The organism is Mucilaginibacter arboris (genome assembly GCF_009754915.1).
In the GTDB taxonomy this organism is placed as follows: domain Bacteria; phylum Bacteroidota; class Bacteroidia; order Sphingobacteriales; family Sphingobacteriaceae; genus Mucilaginibacter_A; species Mucilaginibacter_A arboris.
This window is the reverse complement of the sequence record NZ_WPIK01000012.1, coordinates 96,332-118,661: the sequence shown is the minus strand read 5'-3', so window position 1 is coordinate 118,661 and position 22,330 is coordinate 96,332. Positions and strand designations below refer to the sequence as shown.

17 protein-coding genes and 2 tRNA genes are annotated in these 22,330 nt (G+C 39.2%); 7 read left to right on the top strand and 12 right to left on the bottom strand.

All coding sequences use genetic code 11. The annotated features are described in order from the left end of the window. Positions 1-29 precede the first annotated feature (29 nt). From GO621_RS13950 to GO621_RS13900, 11 genes are all read right to left on the bottom strand, one after another. On the bottom strand, positions 30-890 hold the full coding sequence (locus tag GO621_RS13950) for an SDR family oxidoreductase (protein WP_157568075.1): 861 nt from the start codon (positions 888-890) through the stop codon (positions 30-32). A 132-nt stretch (positions 891-1,022) separates the two neighbouring features. Further along, positions 1,023-1,796 carry an enoyl-CoA hydratase/isomerase family protein gene (locus GO621_RS13945; RefSeq protein ID WP_157568073.1) on the bottom strand — a complete coding sequence of 258 codons (774 nt, stop codon included), beginning with the start codon at positions 1,794-1,796 and terminating at the stop codon, positions 1,023-1,025. Between the two features lie 22 nt (positions 1,797-1,818). Next, on the bottom strand, positions 1,819-3,663 hold the full coding sequence (locus GO621_RS13940) for an AMP-dependent synthetase/ligase (protein ID WP_157568071.1): 1,845 nt from the start codon (positions 3,661-3,663) through the stop codon (positions 1,819-1,821). 190 nt (positions 3,664-3,853) lie between these two features. Then, positions 3,854-5,650: an acyl-CoA dehydrogenase family protein gene (locus tag GO621_RS13935; RefSeq protein WP_157568069.1), complete on the bottom strand. Its 1,797-nt coding sequence runs from the start codon at positions 5,648-5,650 to the stop codon at positions 3,854-3,856. Between the two features lie 29 nt (positions 5,651-5,679). Further along, entirely contained in the window at positions 5,680-6,858 is a 1,179-nt protein-coding gene (locus GO621_RS13930; RefSeq protein WP_157568067.1) for an acetyl-CoA C-acyltransferase, read from the bottom strand. A gap of 17 nt (positions 6,859-6,875) precedes the next feature. Next, a complete protein-coding gene (locus GO621_RS13925) occupies positions 6,876-9,254 on the bottom strand; it encodes a 3-hydroxyacyl-CoA dehydrogenase/enoyl-CoA hydratase family protein (protein ID WP_157568065.1) in 2,379 nt (792 codons plus the stop codon). A 25-nt stretch (positions 9,255-9,279) separates the two neighbouring features. Next, positions 9,280-9,738, bottom strand: coding sequence for a DUF2147 domain-containing protein (locus GO621_RS13920; RefSeq protein ID WP_157568063.1), 459 nt, complete (start codon positions 9,736-9,738; stop codon positions 9,280-9,282). Positions 9,739-10,233: 495 nt separating this feature from the next. After that, positions 10,234-10,686, bottom strand: coding sequence for an acyl-CoA thioesterase (locus GO621_RS13915; RefSeq protein WP_157568061.1), 453 nt, complete (start codon positions 10,684-10,686; stop codon positions 10,234-10,236). Positions 10,687-10,694: 8 nt separating this feature from the next. Further along, positions 10,695-11,672: an electron transfer flavoprotein subunit alpha/FixB family protein gene (locus GO621_RS13910; protein ID WP_157568059.1), complete on the bottom strand. Its 978-nt coding sequence runs from the start codon at positions 11,670-11,672 to the stop codon at positions 10,695-10,697. A 21-nt stretch (positions 11,673-11,693) separates the two neighbouring features. Then, positions 11,694-12,437: an electron transfer flavoprotein subunit beta/FixA family protein gene (locus tag GO621_RS13905; protein WP_157568057.1), complete on the bottom strand. Its 744-nt coding sequence runs from the start codon at positions 12,435-12,437 to the stop codon at positions 11,694-11,696. A 183-nt stretch (positions 12,438-12,620) separates the two neighbouring features. Beyond that, positions 12,621-13,508: a helix-turn-helix domain-containing protein gene (locus GO621_RS13900; protein ID WP_157568055.1), complete on the bottom strand. Its 888-nt coding sequence runs from the start codon at positions 13,506-13,508 to the stop codon at positions 12,621-12,623. 546 nt (positions 13,509-14,054) lie between these two features. On the opposite strand from GO621_RS13900, the gene GO621_RS13895 reads away from it, so the two are divergent. After that, positions 14,055-15,278, top strand: a complete 1,224-nt coding sequence (locus GO621_RS13895) for an OmpP1/FadL family transporter (protein WP_157568053.1) — start codon at positions 14,055-14,057, stop codon at positions 15,276-15,278. Positions 15,279-15,296: 18 nt separating this feature from the next. Then, positions 15,297-16,628, top strand: coding sequence for an SGNH/GDSL hydrolase family protein (locus tag GO621_RS13890; protein ID WP_157568051.1), 1,332 nt, complete (start codon positions 15,297-15,299; stop codon positions 16,626-16,628). A 349-nt stretch (positions 16,629-16,977) separates the two neighbouring features. On the opposite strand, the gene GO621_RS13885 is transcribed toward GO621_RS13890, so the two are convergent. After that, positions 16,978-17,050 (bottom strand) — tRNA-Lys (locus GO621_RS13885). Positions 17,051-17,523: 473 nt separating this feature from the next. Between GO621_RS13885 and GO621_RS13880 the strand changes: the two genes are divergently transcribed. The 5 genes from GO621_RS13880 (at position 17,524) to GO621_RS13860 (ending at position 22,297) form a co-directional block, all read left to right on the top strand. Continuing rightward, positions 17,524-17,610 (top strand) — tRNA-Leu (locus GO621_RS13880). 523 nt (positions 17,611-18,133) lie between these two features. Next, entirely contained in the window at positions 18,134-19,261 is a 1,128-nt protein-coding gene (locus GO621_RS13875) for a glycoside hydrolase family 43 protein (protein ID WP_157568049.1), read from the top strand. Positions 19,262-19,571: 310 nt separating this feature from the next. Continuing rightward, complete coding sequence (locus GO621_RS13870) at positions 19,572-20,108, top strand: pyridoxamine 5'-phosphate oxidase family protein (RefSeq protein ID WP_157568047.1); 537 nt, start codon at positions 19,572-19,574, stop codon at positions 20,106-20,108. A 102-nt stretch (positions 20,109-20,210) separates the two neighbouring features. Beyond that, positions 20,211-21,131, top strand: a complete 921-nt coding sequence (locus GO621_RS13865) for a glycosyltransferase family 2 protein (RefSeq protein ID WP_157568045.1) — start codon at positions 20,211-20,213, stop codon at positions 21,129-21,131. Then, positions 21,128-22,297 carry a glycosyltransferase family 2 protein gene (locus GO621_RS13860; RefSeq protein WP_157568043.1) on the top strand — a complete coding sequence of 390 codons (1,170 nt, stop codon included), beginning with the start codon at positions 21,128-21,130 and terminating at the stop codon, positions 22,295-22,297. The genes GO621_RS13865 and GO621_RS13860 overlap by 4 nt, the downstream gene beginning before the upstream one ends. Positions 22,298-22,330: the final 33 nt, after the last annotated feature.

Sequence of the window (22,330 nt, the reverse complement as noted above, 5' to 3'; positions counted from 1 at the left end):
GATAAAAGAAGTATCGCATCAAATCAACATTAACTTCCTTTTGCAGCTCTGGTTTGTTGTTCAATAGTATTCCACATTTCATCCGTAACCATTTCCAAACCGTTAAACTGGCCGGCGCCTTGCAACCATTCGCCGCCATCAATCGTAATAATTTCGCCATTGATATAACCCGAGAAATCAGAAACCAGAAAAGCGGCAAGGTTAGCTATTTCCTGATGTTTGCCCACTCTTTTTAGCGGGACCCGGTTTTTAAAGTCGAACTTTTGGGCCATTTTACCCGGTAATAAACGGTCCCAGGCACCTTTTGTTGGAAATGGCCCCGGTGCAATAGCGTTGCAACGAATTTGATGTCTGCCCCATTCTACAGCTAACGAGCGCGTCATGGCCAATACGCCGCCTTTGGCACAGGCAGACGGCACAACATAGCCGGAGCCAGTGAAAGCGTAAGTGGTAATAATGTTAAGCAAATTGCCGGGAAGCTTTTCTTGCAACCAGTATTTGCCTAAAGCAAGTGAACAATTGACGGAACCTTTCAGCACAATATCAATAATAGTAGAAAAAGCATTGGCCGATAAACGTTCCGTTGGAGAAATGAAATTGCCTGCTGCGTTGTTAATAAGCGCATGTACACTTCCAAAAGTTTTAACTGTCTGATTTAAAATGTTTTCTACTTCATTATAATTTCTTACATCACAAGCTAACGCCAATACTTTGCCGCCGGTTTGGGCTTCCATTTCGCGGGCTGCTTCCTGCAAAACGTTTAACTTGCGACTTGTAATTACCAGATTAGCGCCTAATTCCAGAAAATAAGTTCCCATCGCTTTTCCAAGCCCGGTCCCGCCGCCAGTTATAATGATGGTTTTATCTTTGAAAGTATCTTCTTTTAACATATTAGTTAGATTACAATGCTTCTTTTATCAGGTAAAACTTTAACTTGTACTATTTCTAATCTTGCAATATCCAAACATGGATTTTACTGTGCTAAAAGAAGCATCATATTGTATATTAACTTGGATTTTATTTTAACTTTTGACCGTTGCTTTATTTAACTTTTCAATTGTTTTTTGCAGGGATAAACGGATTTCAGGCGACCACCATTGCTGCAACATTTTATCCAAAGCTTCACTTTGATCTTTTTGAAAATGAGCAGAAAGTTCTTTTCTGAAATTCATTTTACTTTGCTGCCAGGTTATCGGATTTTGTTTCATATAAAACCTTATCTTTTGTTCGGCAGCAGCCAGCAAATCTTCCGGCGCAGTAATTTCGTCAATCAATCCGTCATGAAAAGCTTCGTCAACATTTAACAATTTGCCTTCCAGCAAATACTGGTAAGCTTTGTGTTTTCCGATCCAGAATGAATACAAGTGAAATATCGCATCAGGCACAATAATGCCAACCGGAATTTCATTTAAGCCGATGATAAAGTTGCCTTTTGCCATCACGCGGTAATCACAACACAAAGCCATAACACATCCGCCCGCCGGACTATGGCCGGTTATTGCTGCAACAAGTGGCTTTTTGAAGGTTAACAGTCTGATTTCAAGTGCCAAAAAATTGCTCCAGAATTCCTTACTTTGATCCTGATCATAATGGCAAACTTCTATCAAATCAATTCCTGCAGAAAAAAAACCTTCTTTTCCGGTGATGATCAAACCCTCCAAACCATCATCTTCTTTAATCTCTTTTATAGCAAAAGTGAGCTCCAAAACCATTTCTGCATTAATTGGATTAGACCGGCCCCTATCCAAAGTAATAATTGCCAGTTTATCTTTTATGCTGATCTGAATTGTTTTCATGGTGAAATTATTGCTCAGCTAATTAAGATTTTGAATGAATGGTTGCGGAAGTTTCATAATGAACTGGTTTTGTATTATCAATTGTGCCGGCATACATTTCTTCTATTTCTGTTTTGTATTTTTCAAGGATAACACGACGTTTCATTTTACCGGTTGGTGTAAGTTCGCCGCCATCAATTGTCCATTCTTCTGAAAGCAAAGTGAACTTTTTAACTTGTTCCACATGATTAAATTCCATGTTAAAAGAATTGATGATGGATTGATATAAAGCGATAACTTTAGAATCATTGATAATTTCACGATTTGATAAAAAGCTGATCTTGTTTTGATCGCACCATAATTTGATGCTTGGATAGGAGGGAACAATTAAGGCTGAAGTAAATTTCCTTTCTGCTCCGATTACCATCATTTGCTCGATAAACGGACTTTCTTTCATCCTGTTTTCAATGGGCACCGGTGCAACGTATTTGCCTCCGGAAGTTTTAAAGATCTCTTTTTTTCTATCGGTTATTTTTAAAAAAGAATGCTGGTCGAGTGTTCCAATATCTCCGGTATGAAACCATCCGTCTGTAAAAACTTCAGCTGTTAGTTCCGGGTTTTTATAATATCCGGGCATTATGCTTGGGCCTTTACAAAGAATTTCGCTGTCTGCAGCAATCTTTACCTGCACATTTTCAAGCAATTGTCCAACCGTTCCAAACTTACGGCCTTTGTTTTGATAATGATTTACTGCAATTACAGGCGAAGTTTCCGTCAGTCCGTATCCTTCTAAAACAACCATTTTTGCAGCGGTAAAAATCCTTTCTAAACGTACCGGGCAAGCAGAGCTGCCTACGATAATTGCTTTTACTTCTCCACCAATTGCATTTCGCCATTTGCTGTAAACCAACTTATCAGCAATCGCAAGTTTAATTTTGTACCAAATGCTTGTACCGGAATTTTCAAATTGTTCGGCAATTTTTATCGACCACAAAAAGATACTTCTTTTAACACCGGAAAGTTTTTGCCCTTCAAATAATATCTTTTCAAAAACTTTTTCAAGGAGCCGGGGAACAGCAGTGAACAAATCCGGTTTTACTTCCTTCATATTCGCACCAATAGTATCCATACTTTCAGCGTAAAAAATGGAAAAGCCGTAAAACAGATAAATATAAGTTACCATTTTTTCAAAGATGTGGTTAAGCGGCAAAAAACTCAGGGCACGTTTATAATTTAAAGGTATTTGTTCCAGCACTTTTCCGGATGCCTGCACATTGCTCAAAATATTTTTATGGGTGAGCATTACGCCTTTCGGGCGGCCAGTTGTGCCGGAAGTAAAAATGATGGTTGTAACATCATCTTCCTTAACCCTTGAACTGATTGCTGCTATATTTTTCAGCTCAGTTTCTTGAACTGGTTTCAGTAATGATTTCCAGTTGCTGCAACCTTGGACTTCATCAAATGAAAAAATGGATTTTAAAAAAGGAGCTTTCCCGCTTACCAGATTTACCTTTTCAAACAATTCTGCCTGGCCTATAAACAGGCACTTCATTTCCACTTCCAGCAGAATTTGTTCAATTTCTTTAATGCCCGTGTTGGGATACAGCGGCACCAAGATGGCACCAATGAGTTGAACGGCCAAATCAACAATCAGCCATTCGGGCCTGCTATTGCTGATCAAACCAACTTTATCCCTGCCTTCAGTCGTTCCGTCTCCGGCTGAAATGCCCATTTCAAGAAATGCCGCCGCTAACTGATAAACCTTTTCGTGCATCTCTGCTGTGCTGTACGATTTCCAAACGCCGTTGAATTTACCGTTCAAAAGATCATCTTTCGGAGTTTGTTTCTGAATATCAATACAATCAAATAACCTGGCTGCATTCTTCATGAAAGCATAATTTAAAAGATCAGAAATAAAAGTTTCAAGTTTGTAACGATTGTTTAAATTGGATTTATTTCGATGCTTCTTTTATCACCTAAAAATCAGTAGATCAAATATAAACACTAATTTTTAGGTGATAAAAGAAGCATCATTGATCCTGATTATTAGGATAAAAAGGATTAACCAAAAACAGGCGCTAAAAACAGTATTTATTTTGTTCTATCAGTTGTGCGGCAATCCGTCGTCGTGCTGCTGTAGTATTGATGTCATCAGTTTTGGTAAAACGCCTTAAACCAACCATCATCATCCTGCGTTCATCGCCTTCGGCAAAAGAATTTAAAGCTTCCTTGCCCGCTTTTAAAATTTTATCGCCTGCATCGCGTATGTAAACCTGCATCATATCGATCTGCGTTTTCACACTTTCTTCGCCGCGTTGTCCAAGCAATTTTTCAACCCGTAACTGTAAAGATTCGCTCACGTAAGTTTCAATCAGCATATCGGCCAGATACATTAAAACTTCTTGTTCTTTGGCAAGGTTCATCATTAGTTTTTGCACTGCAGCACCGGCAACCAATAAAACTGCTTTTTTAAAATTGGCAATGTATTTTTTTTCTTTGCTGAAAATATCTTCCTCCTCAGCCATGTTAAAATCCAGGATACTCATCAATTCTCCGGCTACTTTTTGTGCTGGCCCCATCAGGTCGAGTTCACCTTTCATGGCACGTTTCAGCATCATATCTACCGTTAACATGCGGTTGATTTCGTTCGTACCTTCAAAAATCCGGTTGATGCGGCTATCACGATAGGCGCGGTCCATGGGCGCTTCTGCACTGTAACCCATTCCGCCGTAAATTTGTACGCCTTCATCTACAATATAATCCAGCACTTCTGAGGAATGAACTTTAATGATCGCTGCTTCTATGGCAAAAAGTTCTGTGCCTTTAAGTTTTGCTTTGGAAGCTTCCATGCCGTTTTCAATCAAATGGTGCGTGGCATCTTCAATATTCTGGCTTGCTCTGTACATTGCTGATTCTGCTGCGTAAGCACGAATGGCCTGTTCAGCAAGTTTGTAACGAATCGCTCCGTATTTAGAGATCGGACGGCCAAACTGCTCACGTTCATTGGCATAACGGATAGATTGCGTAATCACAGATTTTGACGCCCCTAAAGCAGCGCCACCCAATTTGATCCGGCCGAGGTTTAAAATATTTACAGCGATTTTAAAGCCGTTACCTCTTTCGGAAAGCATATTTTCAACGGGCACTTTGCAATCGTTAAAAAATACCTGGCGGGTTGAACTTCCTTTAATACCCATTTTATGTTCTTCGGGGTTGAGGGAAAGCCCTTCAAACCCTTTTTCAACGATAAAAGCACTTAGGTTTTCGTCATGATCAACCTTGGCAAAAACGGTAAATACATCGGCAAAACCTGCATTCGTGATCCACATTTTTTGTCCGTTGATAAGGTAATTCTTCCCATCGGCAGAAAGCGTTGCTCGTGTTTTGCCAGAATTTGCATCAGAACCAGCGCTCGGTTCGGTAAGGCAATATGCGCCTTTCCACTCACCGGAAGCCAGTTTCGGGATGTATTTATTTTTCTGGTCTTCATTCCCATAGTAAAGAATTGGCAGCGTGCCAATTCCGGTATGCGCCATCACGGCAACAGAAAAAGATGCACCCGGGCCGGTTTTTTCACTGATGAGCATAGCCGTAGGGAAGTCTTTGCCAAAACCGCCATATTCTTCGGGAATAGAAACGCTTAAAATACCCAGTTCGCCGGCCTGGTTAACCAGATCAACCATTAAACCATCTTCCTGTGCATCAATACGGTTTAGGTTTGGAACTACTTTTTGGTCCACAAAATCCTGACAGGTTTGTGCAATCATCAACTGTTCCTCATCCCAGTTTTCCGGGATAAAAATATCTTCTGCGTTTGTTTCTTTGATCAGAAACTCACCACCTTTTAAAAGCTTGTTTTCTACTGCTACGCTCATAATTCTTGATTTAATATTTTTTAAAAAGCTTATTTTAATAGCTCAAATATTCCTGCCGCACCCTGGCCGGTCCCTACACACATGGTTACCAGGCCATATTTCTGGTCCCGTTTTTTCATTTCATCAAAAAGCTGCACAGAGAGTTTAGCGCCACTGCAACCCAGCGGGTGGCCAAGCGCAATGGCACCCCCATTCACGTTTACAATTTCCGGATTCAAATCCAAACCATTAATAATTGCTAATGATTGTGAAGCAAATGCTTCGTTTAGCTCTATTAATTCGATATCGTCCTGCTTCATCCCAGCCATTTTTAACACTTTCGGAATGGCTTCCATCGGTCCGATCCCCATAATGCGCGGAGGGACTCCGGCAACCGCATAATTAACCAGCCGCGCAATCGGTTCTAAATTATTTTGCTTTAAAAAACGCTCGCTTACTACCATTACAAAGGCTGCGCCATCGCTGGTTTGGGATGAATTGCCAGCGGTTACAACGCCTCGCGCATCAAAAACAGGTTTGAGATTAGACAGCGCATCCATTGATGTATCCGCACGCGGGCCTTCGTCTGTATCGATCAAAAACTCCCTTTTTTTCTTTTTTTCGTTCTCATCCACATAAACTTCTGTTACATTAACCGGAACGATCTGGTCTTTAAATTTTCCTTCTGCTATTGCGCGGATTGCTTTTTGGTGAGACTGATAAGCAAATTTGTCCTGGTCTTCCCGGCTAATCTTAAACTCTTTGGCTACTGCTTCAGCTGTTAGTCCCATTCCCCAGTAATAATCCGGATGGGCGAGGGCAACATCAACATTAGGCACTACGCGCCAGCCTCCCATTGGCAATAAGCTCATACTTTCCACACCTCCGGCAATGATGCAATCTGAAATTCCGCTGTGGATTTTTGCAGAAGCAATGGCAATGGTTTCCAGGCCTGAAGCACAATAACGGTTCACAGTCATTCCCGGAACTTTGTCTGTATCTAAAGCCATCAAAGAAATCAAACGGGCAACATTTAAGCCTTGCTCGGCTTCTGGCGTGGCATTTCCAACTATAACATCATCAATTTCCTCTTTATCAACATTTGGTACAGAAGCAATCAGATGTTTAATTACATCCGCAGCCAGCGTATCCGGCCGGGTAAACCTGAACCCGCCGCGATTTGCTTTTCCAACAGCACTTCGGCAGGCTGCAACTATATATGCATTCATTTTTGTTCTGATAAAATTTAGTTTCTTAATATTTTTCCGCCTGTTAAAATGGATTGTATCCGTTCCAGCGTTTTCCGTTCGGCACAAAGCGATACAAAAGCATCCCGTTCCAGGTTCAGTAAATACTCTTCGCTCACTAAAGTTGGCTGTGATAAGTTGCCTCCTGCAAGTACATAAGCCAATTTTTGTGAGATTTTAACATCATGCTCGCTGATATAATTACCGCTGAACATAGCATTAGCCCCGGCATAACCCAAACCAAGCGCCTGGTTGCCCAGAACCCGGATATCTTTGCGTTGGACAGGTTGTACATAACCTTCTTCAGCCATCATTAAACATTGTTTTTTTGCTTCGGAGAGAAGCCTGTTCCTTGAAATTACAACCATGTCCCGGCCTTTTTTGAGGTATCCCAAATCAAAAGCTTCATCAGCAGAAGTAGAAACTTTAGCCTGGCCAATGGTTAGGAATTTATCGCGGAAAGTATTCAGTTCGATATCGCCTGATTGTAATTCATCTGATAAACGAAGCGCGAATTCTTTTGTGCCACCTCCGCCGGGGATTAAGCCGACACCAAATTCCACCAAACCCATATATAGTTCGGCGTGAGCTACAACTTTATCAGCATGTAAACAAAGCTCGCAACCGCCGCCTAAAGCCATCTGATGAGGTGCAGCTACAACCGGAATTGATGAATACCGAATCCGCATCATGGTATTTTGAAAAGCCTTGATAATCATGTTCAATTCATCAAATTCCTGCTCAACAGCAGCCATGAAAATCATTCCGACATTGGCGCCGGCACTAAAATTAGTTCCTTCATTAGAGATAACTAAACCTTTATAATTTTGCTCGGCTATCGTAATTGCTTTGTTTATGCCCTCAATTACTTCACTGCCTATGGTGTTCATTTTAGTGTGAAATTCAAGGTTTAAAATACCATCACCAAGATCAATAATTGTAGTTCCGCTGTTTTTCCAGATGGTGTTTGTGCTGCGGATGTTGTCAAGCAAAATAAAATCTTCAGTACCTGGAATAACCTGATAAGTTTTTGAAGAAATATCGTAATACAAACGCTTTCCGTCCTCAACTTTGTAAAAACTTGTTACACCACTTTGAAGCATTTTATAAACCCATTTTGCTGGCGGATAACCGGCAGTTTCCATCTGTTTAACTGTGGTTTCTAAACCTAATGCGTCCCATTTTTCAAATGGCCCGGTTTCCCATCCAAAGCCTGCATTCATAGCGGCATCGATCTTATAAATCTCATCCGAAATTTCAGGAATACGGTTGCTGGAGTAGGCGAAAAGCTGATAAAAAATTGTGCGGTAAAAATCTCCGGCTTTGTCTTTTGCTGCAAACAAGATGTTCATCCTGTCTTTCAAATTATCAACTGTTTTTGTAGTTTCAAGTGAAGGAAACTTTACTTTCTGCGCAGGCTGATATTCAAGCGATTTTAAATCAAGCGTATAAAAAGCGTCTGCACCGTTAACTTTCTCCTTTTTGTAAAATCCTTGTTTGGTTTTGCTGCCCAGCCAGTTATTGGCAACCATTTTATTTACAAAATCTGGTATTTGAAACAAGGCTTTTGCTTCATCATCAGGTACGTTCTGGCTTAAACCATTTGCAACGTGTACCATTGTATCAATACCAACAACATCGCTGGTTCGGAAAGTGGCTGATTTGGGATGGCCAATTACCGGTCCGGTCAGTTTATCAATTTCTTCGATACTCATCCCGGTTTTTTCTGCATAATGCAAAATACTCATGATGCTAAAAACGCCGATGCGGTTACCAATAAATGCAGGCGTGTCTTTAGCAAGAACAGTAGTTTTGCCCAGATATTTCTCGCCGTAATTCAGTAAAAATTTAACTACTTCTGGCAAAGTATCTTTTGTTGGAATAATTTCCAGCAGTTTTAAATAGCGCGGCGGATTAAAAAAGTGGCTTCCGCAGAAATGTTTTTTAAAATCCTCGCTTCTGCCTTCAGCCATTAAATGGATTGGAATCCCTGAAGTATTGGAAGTAACCAATGTGCCTTGTCTGCGGAATTTTTCTACATTTTCAAACACTTTTTGCTTGATGTCCAACCGTTCTACCACTACTTCAATAATCCAATCACAATCAGCAATTTTAGATAGGTCATCTTCGAAATTTCCGGTTATGATGCGATTAGCAAAGGCCTTCAAATAAATAGGAGAGGGGTTCGATTTTAATGCTGCATTTAATGCTTCGTTTACCAGCTTATTTCTGGAAGCAGGGTTATTTGCAGCATCTTTCGGTACAATATCAAGTAACAAAACCTGCAACCCAATATTGGCGAAATGGCAGGCAATCCTGCTGCCCATTACACCAGAACCAAGCACAGCTACTTTTTTTATAATTCTTTTCGGGTCCATACAATATTTAGCAAATAAAAGAAGCTTAACTGGTGCGTTCCCAAACAGTAGTTCTTCCTAATAAAGAAATGCCGATGTAACCTCTGATATCCAAAGTTTTTCCTTTATAGGTTATTTTACAACTGTAGGTTTTACCATTTTTAGGATCGTAAATTGTTCCGTCAACATATTTGTTGTCGCCATCTTTTTCAAAATCAGAAAGTATTTGCAAGCCTATAATCGGTCGGTTGCGCAACTTTTCTTCGGGATTATTTTCATCAACTTTTGGCTTTCCTTTTTCCATTGGTTCTTTTAACCAAACAATTTTGCCACTAAATTTACCGTTGCTCCCTTTGGATATTAAAATTTTCGCCGTCTTGATATCATTGTACCAAAGTCCTTCAATCTTGTCATTTTGTGCATGTGCAATTTTGAATGATAATAGGGTACAAATCAAGATCGATAAACACAATATTAAACGCTTTTTTAGATGGTATATTTTCATAATTTATATTGTAAAAACATTATCCTTTTTATAAAGGAAATTTTAAAAAATCACAAATAATGATTTGTGGATTACGAAAGCTTTAAATCACTGTTTATAAAAGAAGCTATTGTTAAAATGGAAATTAGTTTACTATTAGGTTTCTTTAAACAAATATCATGTTTAAAAAGGCGTAAAAAAGGTCTGTATTTCGGAATGATTTGTCAAAAGTTCGGTATTCAAAATCAACTTTGATCAAAAAAATTTTAACTTTTTTACATGCTTCTTTTATCGCCTTAAAATTAGCAACGTTTTATAACTACATATACAAGCTTCAATTTTTTATCGATAAAAGAAGCATTGTAATTATCAAACCAAAACTTTATATAATTACAAGTTAAGTTGCTTTAATTGATCTATACTTTTAATGTATCCGTTTATAGAAGTTTCTGCCGACATTCTTTTGCTCCTTGCTTTCTTTTATCGCAATCCCGCTCTTTTAAATGTATCATTTATTTAGGTTGATTTAGGTTTGGGGATTTCTTCGACATAATCACTGCTTCTGGGCGAATGCAGAAACAGGTTGTTCAGGTCCGAAGGCAGAACAGTCAGCTTGCGTTTTTCCATATCGATCCAGGCACCTTCTACATGGATGATCGCAGCTTTTATGCCGTCGCCGCGATAAATCTCATGCCTGATGGCCCAGCGCGAACCGTCGGCCCTGGATTTTATTACCTCGCAGGTAACTTTTATATAATCGTTAATGGCTACTTCCCGCAGGTAAAAAAGCTCTTCTTTAAATAATATCGGACCAATTTTTTGCTGGAAGAGTGTTTTTGGGTTTAAGCCAACACTTTCAAGCAAACACAACCTGGCTTGTGCAGCAAAATCAGCATAAGCAGAATGCCGCATGTGCTGATTGGCATCTATTTGCGACCAGATTACCTGGCCTTCATAATAAATATGCATTGATTATTTTAGTGTTGTTGTTCTTTGAATTTTTTTACAGCTGCTGTCAGTTGCGGCAAAATTTCCGTTACATCACCAACTACGCCGTAGTTTGCAGCTTTAAAAAATGGCGCTTCCGGATCTTTGTTGATCACAACAATCGTTTTAGAACCGCTTACGCCTGCAAGATGTTGGATTGCACCTGAAATTCCTGCCGCAATGTATAAATTTGGCCGAATGGTGGTACCGGTTTGCCCAACGTGCTCGTGATGCGGCCGCCAGTGCGCATCTGCAACCGGCCGGGAACAGGCTGTTGCCGCACCTAATTCGTGAGCAAGGTTTTCTATTAACCCCCAATTTTCAGGCCCTTTCATTCCGCGTCCGCCAGAAACAACCAGCTCTGCATCAGACAATGGAATTTCACCGGTAATTTTATTTACCTCTTTTACTTTCACCCCAAAATCTTTTTCTTCAAAGGCAACTTCCAGTTTTTCTATGGTTGCAGTTCCTTCATTTTTTATTAACGGAAAACTGTTGGGCATCAGGGTAATTACTTTTTTATCACTTGCTGCCTGCACAAAAGCAAATGCTTTGCCTGAGAAAACCGATTTTTTAACCACAAAACCTTTTTCCAAATCAGGATAAGAAAGCGCTCCTGTAATTAAAGCTGCATTTAACTGAATGGCAACACGCGGCGCAATGGACGATCCATTCACATCATGCAATGTAATGATTACCTGGCTGCTTTCCTTTTTAGCGGCAGTGACCAAGATCCGAGTAAAAGCACGGGCATGCAATTCGTTTAAACGGTCGTCCTGAACATGCAAAACTTTTTGCGCGCCGTACTGGCCAAGGTTTTTCATTTCCTCGTCTGTTGCTTTTCCTGCTACAATTGCTGCAGCCGTAGTATTCATTTTTTTTGCAATTTCTGATGCATACTGTACAGCTTCGAGGCTTTTCTTTTTGATAACGCCCTCTGTATGTTCAACTAATACGATTACTGACATGAGTTTTAAATTATTTACGCCTTAAATTACTTTAGCCTCAGTATGAAGCAAATTCACCAGTTCGTCCATTTGGTTTGGATCGATTAATTTTACACCCGCTTTTGCCGGCGGTAATTCATAAGAAGCAATAGTTGTTAATGCTGCTATTGCAGTTGGTGTAACCACCTTTAACGGTTTCGTCCGTGCAGTCATAATACCGCGCATATTTGCTATCCGTGCTTCTGCAACTCCTTTCTGACAGGAAACCACCAACGGAAAATTACAAGTAGCTGTTTCTTCGCCACCATCAATTTCACGCTTTACTACAGCAGAATTTCCTTCAATATTGATACTGGTTGCAAAGCCGATATAATCAATATCCAGCAATTCTGCAAGCATTGGCCCCACTGCACCGTTTAAGTAATCGATGGATTCTTTTCCGCATAAAATTAAATCATAACCCTTATCACGGGCATAATCAGCAATATGATAAGCGATTGAATAAGAGTCTGTGCTGTCAGCGTCAATTCTAACTGCTTCATCTCCGCCCAGAGCAAGCGCTTTCCGGATCACCGGCTCCACATTTGCCCGGCCTACATTAATGATATGAACGCTCTCTGCTGCGCCGCTTTCCTTCAATTCCAATGCACGTACCAGTGCATACCATTCATCATAAGGGTTGATGATAAAAGTGGTCCCGTTCTCTTCTACCGTGCTATTATTATCCTTCAAAACAATTTTGGTCACGGTATCAGGAACCTGACAAATACAAATTAAGATTTTCATTTTATAAGTTTTTTGGCTGAAGCTCCCAAATTAAAGGTTTTGGCCCGAGCTTCTTTTACCGGTGTAAAATTATCTTCAGCAACAATTAAAAAAAGGGCTGAATTGCGGGGATTTTGGTCAAAAATTCCAGTTGAGAAATTTGTAACCTTTCCAAAGCAAACAGCAAGCCTGAACCTTATTAATTTAACTATTGGCTTTGATACGGTATTCGGAAGGTGAAAGCCCGGTTTGTTTCTTAAAGTATTTACCAAAGGTTGACTGGTCTGGAAAATGGATCTCATCAGCAACTTGTGCAATGCTCCTTTCAAGGTTCCTCAATAAAACTTTGGCTTCTAAAACCACTGCATCATCAATCCATTCGCCAGCTGTTTTGCCGGTTACCTCTTTAATGCTTTCGGTAAGATGTTTGGAAGAAACACACAGCGTATCAGCATAATATTGTACATTTCGGTGTTCTTTATAATGATGAAAGACCAGGTTTTGGAATAACCTGTTCAACTCCTGTTTCCGGGTTTGCTTGCTTTTGATGATTACACGCTGATGCTCATAAACCGCCGCAACCTCATATAAAAGCATAGTTAAAATACTTCGGCCTATTTCGGTGTGATAAGGATGGCCTTCCCGCTGCAGTTTCTGCTGGATCAACGTAAAAACTTCCAGCAAAACTTTTGCATTTTCATGTTCTAAATAAATAACCGGCGTGGAGGAAGTTTTGAAATAACTAAAAGATTCTAAAAAGTGACTGTTGATATTATTCTCTGTTAAAAACGCTTTCGAAAAAACCACGAACCGGCATAAAAAATCTTCACTGCTGTTATAAATCCTTAAAATGTGAAAGGGTGTTGCCAGCAATATCGCATTTTTTTTAGCATGGTAAACCTGTAAGTTCACTTCCACTTCGGCAGTCCCCCGGGTGCAAATCCCAACAATATATCCTTCGGAGCGATAAGGATATTCGCTTAAAGCCAGTAAATGTTTCTCTTCTGTAATAAAAAAATCAGTACCGATGGCCTTGTCTGCATATAAATCAGCAAACTTTGGAAAGCTTAATTGTGCAACTTTTTTACTCATGTGAAATGATGCAGGTTCAAATAATAACGGTCCTTACAAGTTTCAGGCATGTAGATGAACGCTGCAGCCTGTTTGCCAAACATATTTAATTTATGTTGAATTATGGGCCTGTTTAAATTTTTAGCATAAGAAATACAATGCTTCTTTTATCGATAAAAAGTTGGTGTTTGGATGACGTTTAAATAAAAATTACAGGAACATCACAAGTTTTTGCAGGATAAAAGAAGCATTGACTATACATTAATTAAATTTAAACGGGATTTAAGCAATTGTTTATTTTGGATGATTGATTTAGATGCTTCTTTTATCAACTAAAAATCAACCAACTGCTAAGTTTTTCAACTACCAATATATAATTTGTATTGATAAAAGAAGCATTACCAGTAAATGAAATAAAGTTGCAGGATAAATATTTTCCGGCTTTTTGACTAATATCTCCGAAATTCAACCCTTTTTCTGAAATTAAACGAGGTTATTTTTACCAAAATATTGTATGTTCGAAAATCCAATTATAACAATATACAATCAAACCTATTTTTACTTATTATGAGAAAACTCCTACTCTTAATGATAGCATTTTTGCCGGTAATTGCATGCGCGCAGGGCTTTCAGGTTAACCTTGCAGGTCAGAAACAGATCGGAATGGGACATACTGGGACCGGGTTGCTGCAAGACGGTGCCTCCATTTATTTTAATCCCGGTGCAATGGCCATGCTGCCAGAAAATTATATACAGGCAGGTATGAGCCCGCTATTTTTTAAGTCAGCTTTCAACCCTTCGGGAACCAATGATGTTTATCATAATGCGGATAAACTTGCGACGCCATTTTCCGGATATGCTGTTTTTGGCCCGAAATCCTCCTGGTGGAAATTAGGACTTGGCGTTTATACACCTTTTGGTGGTTTAACCAATTGGGGCAATAGCTGGGAAGGTAAATATGTACTGGAAAGCCTCGACTTGAAAGCAATTTATTTTCAGCCTACATTAAGTATTAAACTTGCAGATTTTATAAGCATCGGCGGTGGGTTTGTATATAACCGGGCCAGTGTTAACCTGACCAGAGCGATACCTTTAGCCGATGCAACAGGTGCCGACGGACAGGCGCAACTTACAGGTAATGGCAAGGGTTACGGCTGGAATGCCGGGGTTTTTATCAAAACCGAAGCTGGAATTACCATTGGTATTGATTATCGGTCTAAAGTAAACACTACCATTAACAGCGGTAATGCTATTTTTAAAGTGCCGGCATCGGTTCAGGCTAATTTCCCTCAGCCTAATACTTTTACATCGGGCATACCGCTGCCGTCAACCACTACATTAGGTTTTGGTTTTTATCCAAGTAAACAATGGACTTTGGCGTTGGATGCCAATTTAGTTGGCTGGCATGTTTATAAAGCGCTTGCTTTTGATTATGCTTCGAACACATCCACCCTACAGGACACCTATTCTCCTCGTTTATACAGAGATGCTTTTAGTGTGAGAGGCGGTGCAGAGTATAAAGCAGCCGATAAATTTGCAATTAGGGCAGGAGGGGGTTATGCCTCTGCTGCTGCACCGGATGGTTATGTAACGCCTGAAGTTCCGGATGCCAACAGGTATTATTTAACCGGTGGACTTGGGTACAAAATTGCTAATAGGTTAGATGTAGATATTTCTTTTGAGTTTGAGCACCTGTTTTCACGTACACAAACTAATATAGAATCTCAACTCGCTGGTACTTTTCGGTCGGATGTTTACATTCCCGGCCTGTCACTTTCTTATCACTGGTAATATCAAAAAAAACGATACATGAACAAGTTTAAAAATATATTCATTTTAGCAGCAGGCATATTAAGCTTTGCTGCCTGCAAACCAGAGTTTAAAACTCCTGCGCCCAATACTGGTGCTGCAAATTTTTCAAGATATATTGCTGTAGGCAATTCACTTACTGCAGGTTATGCCGATGGTGGGTTATACCTGGAAGGACAGCAAAATTCGTATCCATCTATCATTGGCAAGCAAATGCAGCAAATTGGCGGCGGTGCTTTTACACAGCCTTTATTTACGGATGCCCAATCTAATGGCTCAGGTTATATAAAGCTGACTGGTTTTGATGCCAACGGCTCGCCTATAACTGCAAATGTAACCGATAAACTGGCAATAAGAGGCTTTGTAACTATCCCTGGTTTTGGTGACGTAACTACCTACACTAAATATAGCGGCGACATTAACAATTATGGTGTACCGGGCATAAAATTGCTAAACATCACCTACGCGCCTTATGGTAACTTAAATGGTTATTATGAAAGGCTGTTGCCCGGTGCTGCTGGTACAAATAGTACAACATATCTTGATTTTGTTACTGCAAAATCTTTTACTTTTTTTAGCAACTGGTTAGGAAACAATGATGCTCTGGGCTACGCAACTTCCGGCGGTGTAGGCGACGTGCTGACGGATAAAGCAACTTTTGCTTCCTTATATACCTTGTTGATAAGTCGGCTTACTGCAAATAACCAGAAAGGCGTGGTGGCAACCATTCCGGATGTTACAGCGATACCTTATTTCAATACAGTTACCCCTGCATTGATTTTAGCAACTGTGCAAAAATCAAGTCCAAGTGTCCAAGCCATTTACATCAACGCAAAAAGTAATAATGATAATAGCAATACAACTTATGCTGCAAGGCCAGCTACAGCCAATGATCTGATCGTGCTTACTTTTCCTACTTCAAAAATCGGCACGCTGGTTAGTACCGTTGCAGGTATGCTGCCTTATGGTTTAACGCCTTATTCACCGATTGAAAATCAATATGTACTTGATAATAACGAAGTTGCTATTACAAAAGACTTTGTAATATCGTACAATACAACCATTAAAGCAGTAGCTGCATCAAAAGGAATTGCAGTAAATGATATGTACACTTTCCTGAATAATATTAAAGCAAATGGTTTGGTGGTTGATGGCGTGAGCCTGAGTTCAAATTACATCACCGGTGGTTTGTTTTCTCTGGATGGTGTGCACTTAACACCGAGGGGATATGCAGTAGTAGCCAACCAATTTATTAAAGCTATTAATACCCAATATGGTTCCAATATTCCATTGGCTAATGTGGCAAGCTACCGGTCGGTTAAATTTCCATAATATGATTAAAAAAGATCATAGAGAATTTGTATAGAAAATAGAGCCTGTTTAAATTTCTATCCGCAAAACACAAAAGTTTATAGTGCTTCTTTTATGCCTGTAAATTTTGTGTTTATAATCGGTACTTGTGGAAAATGGAGTTGCTACTTTATAAACCCGTTTGTTCATTTCCAGTCAAATTTAATCTTTATTTAAATCTGACTATTTTTTCCTCCAATCAAATGTAGCAACTCCAAACCAAGTCGTAAACAATCTTAAATCGCTTGAACTTTGCACCATGCACAATTAATAAGGAATTAAAAGCAAAAAAATGGGACAAGCGACAGAAATTCTGTGTTGTCCCATCAGGTGATCCCGCTGGGATTCGAACCCAGGACCCCAACATTAAAAGTGTTATGCTCTACCGGCTGAGCTACGGAATCGGCTTTCTTTATAAAACGTTGGTGTTTTTTAAAGTGGTGCAAATATAGAAGTATTTATAATTGCTTGCAAGCCGTAAGTTAAAATATTTTGCAACGAACGGAGTAAATACTTTATCGTCAAGTTACTAATTTTTAAATATGGCTGTTTTACCTTGATCTTCCGCTAATAAAACTTAGTTTCCATGTTTTCTTTCCGGCAAAAATTATAGCTGGCTGTATCAATTTACTTCCAGTTTTTAATTTCATTATTAGTGATATTGGTGCCAGATGTACCGGTTGCAAAAAAAGTTGCGTTACTTAAAGAACTAATGCACGGCTGATAACAGCAGCAGATAACGGATAATTTATGTTTTTATTTATACCATTTATCCTAAACTACTCTATATTTGCAGCCTCAATGTTATTACAGTTTGAGTGCGGTTAAGCAGCTTTATTGTTGTTAAAATTTAGCTTCTTTTCCTGATGATAAACCTGCCCATGTGGCGAAATTGGTAAACGTTGCGGTCTCAGAAGCCGTTGAGGATTGTCTCTTGAGAGTTCGAGTCTCTCCGTGGGCACCAATACTTCTTTTACAGTATGTTTTTCCTATAAAACATACTGTAATTTTTTAGATGTCCTTCATTGTATTATAGCCTAACAGACTTCGTTTACTTTTCAAACTATTTCAATTTATTACAAAGACAGACTATTTTTTAGGTGATAAAAGAAGCATTGGATAGGAGCTGATTTTTATTTTTTTTCTATTTTTTCCACCAAAAAACTTTAACTTTTTCTTAACAATCTCGTTAAACAACAAACGTAGTTTTGTAATACAATGAGTTTGTTAAAGCAACAGTTAGATGCCAGCCTAAAATCCAATCAGTTTTATTGGGTTGCTATTGGTGCAGGCTGGTTGCTCGTCATCTTATCTGCCCTCTATTTATCCCTGTCCTAATTTTTGGGTTGCTAAAAACAGTATTTCTCACCGCTCTGGCTTTCTACTCCTGCTTATTTTTCTTTCTAAATTATTTAGTTGTAGCACATCTCATTGTTAATACCTATTTTTAGCAATCGATTGCATTTATAAACCAACTTGAAACTTATATGTTAAAACTGATTAAACTGAAAATTCCTGCCGCAATTGCGCCGACTGTAATTGCCTTTGCCTTTATGGGTACTGCATCTGCTCAAAATTCAGCCAAAAGCAATCAAACTAAAACGGAAACAGCATCACCAAAAGCACCAAACGGAAAGCATTATTTATCGCAGCCGCTGATTAAAAGCATTTATACAGCCGATCCTTCTGCCCATGTTTTTAACGGTAAAATTTATATTTATCCTTCGCATGATTATGATGCCGGCATTCCGGATAATGACAATGGCGACCAATATGCCATGAAGGATTTCCATATTTTGTCAATGGATAAAATTGGCGGAAAAGTAACCGATAACGGCGTGGCACTGGATATTAAAAACATTCCCTGGGCTGGCAAGCAATTATGGGCGCCGGATGCTGCCTTTAAAAACGGTAAATATTATTTGTATTTCCCGGTGAAGGATAAGCACGATGTTTTCCATATTGGCGTTGCTGTTTCTAATAAACCAACAGGTCCGTTTAAAGCGGAACCAAAACCGATAGCAGGCAGTTTTAGTATTGATCCGGCTGTTTTTACCGATACAGATGGTTCTACTTACATGTATTTTGGTGGGATTTGGGGTGGACAATTGCAACGCTGGAAAGACGGAAAATATGATGCAAACGGTTCTAAAACAGATTTGCAGCAGGACGAAAAACCGGCATTAACTGTTAAAGTAGCAAAACTGACCAACAACATGCTCGAATTTTCAGAAAAACCGCGCGATGGTGTTATTGTAGATAAAAACGGAAAACCATTGTTAGGAAAAGACCATGATAAACGGTTTTTTGAAGGTTCCTGGATGCACAAATACAAAGGCAAATATTATTTAACTTATTCTACCGGCGATACCCATTTTCTGGCTTATGCTATTGGCAAAACACCTTACGGTCCGTTTGTTTATCAGGGAACATTTTTAGAACCAGTACAAGGCTGGACAACGCACCATTCGATCATTGAATTTAAGGGAAAATGGTATCTTTTTTACCATGATACACAGCTTTCGGGCAAAAACCATTTGCGCAATGTAAAGGTTACCGAACTGATCCATAATCCGGATGGAAGCATTAAAATGATTGATCCTTTTGTTGATTAATTCTTCAACCTAAACCAATATCAAATGTGCCTTTATAAAAATGAAGGCGCATTTTTTTTGCCGGTAAAAGAAGCATTATAAGCTGTCGTTAAGAGAATTGGAGGAATTTTTACCATTATTTTGTCATTCCGGCCGTAGGGAGAAATCTTAATCAAAGGGAAAATATTATTGAAATAAGACTTCGACCGCAGGGAGAAATGACAATAGGAGCAATGCTTCTTTTATCAACTAAAAAACGATAAACGAGCAAATTATATTCAAACAGCTTTTGTAAAAACCTGTTACCATAATTACTAATCAAAACATAAATATGGATAGCATCAATTCAAATCAGCCGGAAGATAATTTAAAAAGCCTTGCCGGAACAGAAGCGTTAAAAAAGATGAAAGAAATTGCAGAAGGTGCACAAACCTGCTTTTTCTGTACGAATATTAAAACAGGTTCGCCGCTGGCAGTTCGGCCAATGCAGGTACAAAAAGTGGACGATGATGGTAATTTGTGGTTTTTAAGTAGTAAAGACAGTCATAAAGATTCTGAAATTAAACAGGACGACCATGTACATTTGTTTTTTCAGGAAAGCCACCATTCCGGTTTTTTAAATATTTATGGCGAAGCTTTTATGAGCGACGACAAAGCCAAAATTAAAGAATTATGGGACCCGATTTTGAAAGCCTGGTTTACAGAAGGCGAAGACGACCCAAGAATTAGTGTGATAAAAGTAGTACCGGCAGAAGCTTATTACTGGGACAACAAACACGGCGATGCTATTGCTTTTATTAAACAAGCTGCTTCTTCGGTTATCGGTAAAACTTTTGATGATTCTGTTGAAGGTAAACTCAACGTTTAATATGATAAAAGCAGTATAAACAACTGTCTTTTAACAACCTAAATTTTTTTGTGGCGTATAAAGTTTCGTTTAGTTGTTTAAACGAAGCTTTATACGTTTTTTATGCACCTTGTTTCCGTCATCACTGTAAATTACAACCAACCTGAAGTTACCGAAGCTTTACTGCAATCGGTTATCAGTAAAAACGATTATCAAGCCATACAAATGATTGTGGTTGATAACGGAAGCGATCAAAACCCTGTCACAAACTGGAAGATTAAATTTCCCTGGGTACATTTTGTAAGATCAGAAAAGAACCTGGGTTTTGCAGCAGGAAATAATTTAGGTATCCGCGAAGCAACAGGCGATTATCTTTTCCTCATCAATAACGATACAGAAGTTACGCCTGGTTTAATTGGCCGTTTAGCTAACCAGTTGGAGCAGCATCCGCAAATTGGTATCATTTCCCCTAAAATAAAATATTTTGATACGCCCGATGTGATACAATATGCAGGCTTTACCAGCATGAATTATTACAGCGCGCGTAACGAGTGCATTGGTCAGTTTGAAAAAGATAACGGCCAGTACGACCATTTAACAGGCAAAACCGGCTTTGCTCATGGCGCTGCCATGATGGTACGTAAATGTGCTTTAAGAAAAGCAGGCTTAATGCCGGAACAATTTTTTTTATATTATGAAGAACTGGACTGGTGCGATCATTTTAAACGTGCCGGCTACGAAATTTGGGTAGATACGCAGGCTGTAATTTATCATAAAGAATCAGTTTCTACAGGTAAAAACAGTATGCTGAAAACCTATTTTATGAACCGGAACCGCATGTTGTACATCCGCCGCAATGCACCATTTTTTAAGCAGGTTATCTTTTACCTGCACTTTCTGTTCCTGGTAACACCGCGCAACCTAATTGCTTATTTGCGCGAAAACAACTTAGCTTACGTTCGTATTATGTTCCGTTCCATCTGGTGGAATTTTACAAACCCAACCAGCAGTCAATATTTAGGCTATCCAACAGAGATGAAATGATTTTCTTTTTCTGGTTCAGCCTGTTCCTTATTTTTTATGCGTTTGTAGGATACGGCTTGGTTTTGTTTTTTCTGGTAAAGCTTCGCCAATTTTTTATCGGTAAAAGAAGCATTAATGCTGGAGTAGAAAATGCTTTGCCAAGTTGTACGCTTATTGTTGCCGCTTATAATGAAGAGGATTTTATAGAGGAGAAAATTAAAAATACGCTCGCTTTAAATTATCCTGCGGATAAGATCCGTTTTATGTTTGTTACGGATGGTTCTACTGATAAAACACCGGAAATTATCAGCCACTATCCGCAAATAAAACTAATGCATGTAGCAAAAAGGAAGGGTAAAATTGCAGCCGTACAGCGGGCAGTGGCAGCCGTAACAACCGAAGTGATGGTTTTTACAGATGCCAATACTTTTTTAAACCCGGATGCACTGATAAAACTTTGCCGCCATTATGCTGATCCAAAAGTAGGGGCAGTGGCCGGAGAAAAACGGGTGCAGATTGATGAAACATCAGATGCAACAGCAGGAGAGGGTTTTTACTGGAAGTACGAATCGAAACTGAAAGTCTGGGACTCTGAACTGAACTCAGTTGTTGGTGCAGCCGGAGAATTGTTCAGTGTAAAAACAGTATTGTACGAAGCTGTTCATCCAGATAGTATCATTGATGATTTCATGATTTCGATGTTAATCGCCAAAAAAGGTTATCGCATTGTTTATGAGCCGGAAGCTTATGCCACAGAAACTTCCTCAGCAAATATTAAAGAAGAACTAAAAAGAAAGATCAGAATTGCCGCAGGTGGTTTGCAATCCATCATCTGGCTTAAAAGTTTATTGCTGCCGTTTAAACAACCGTTGTTATCGTTTCAGTATATAAGCCACCGTGTTTTACGTTGGACGGTTGTTCCGTTTTTAATGATTGCCTCTTTGATATTAAATTTCTTCATCGTTGCACAAACACATTTGCTGATTTACCAATTGATTTTAACTGCTCAGGTGCTTTTTTACACGTTAGCTTTATTAGGTTGGCTAATGGAAAAGCAGCAGATCAAGATCAAAGCTTTGTTTATCCCATATTATTTTGGTATGATGAATTACGCCATTATGGCAGGAATTTTCAGGTATTTATTCGGAGAACAAAGTGCGGCTTGGGAGAAATCTAAGCGGAAGTAGAAATACTTTTTTTATCACCTAAAATTAGCAACC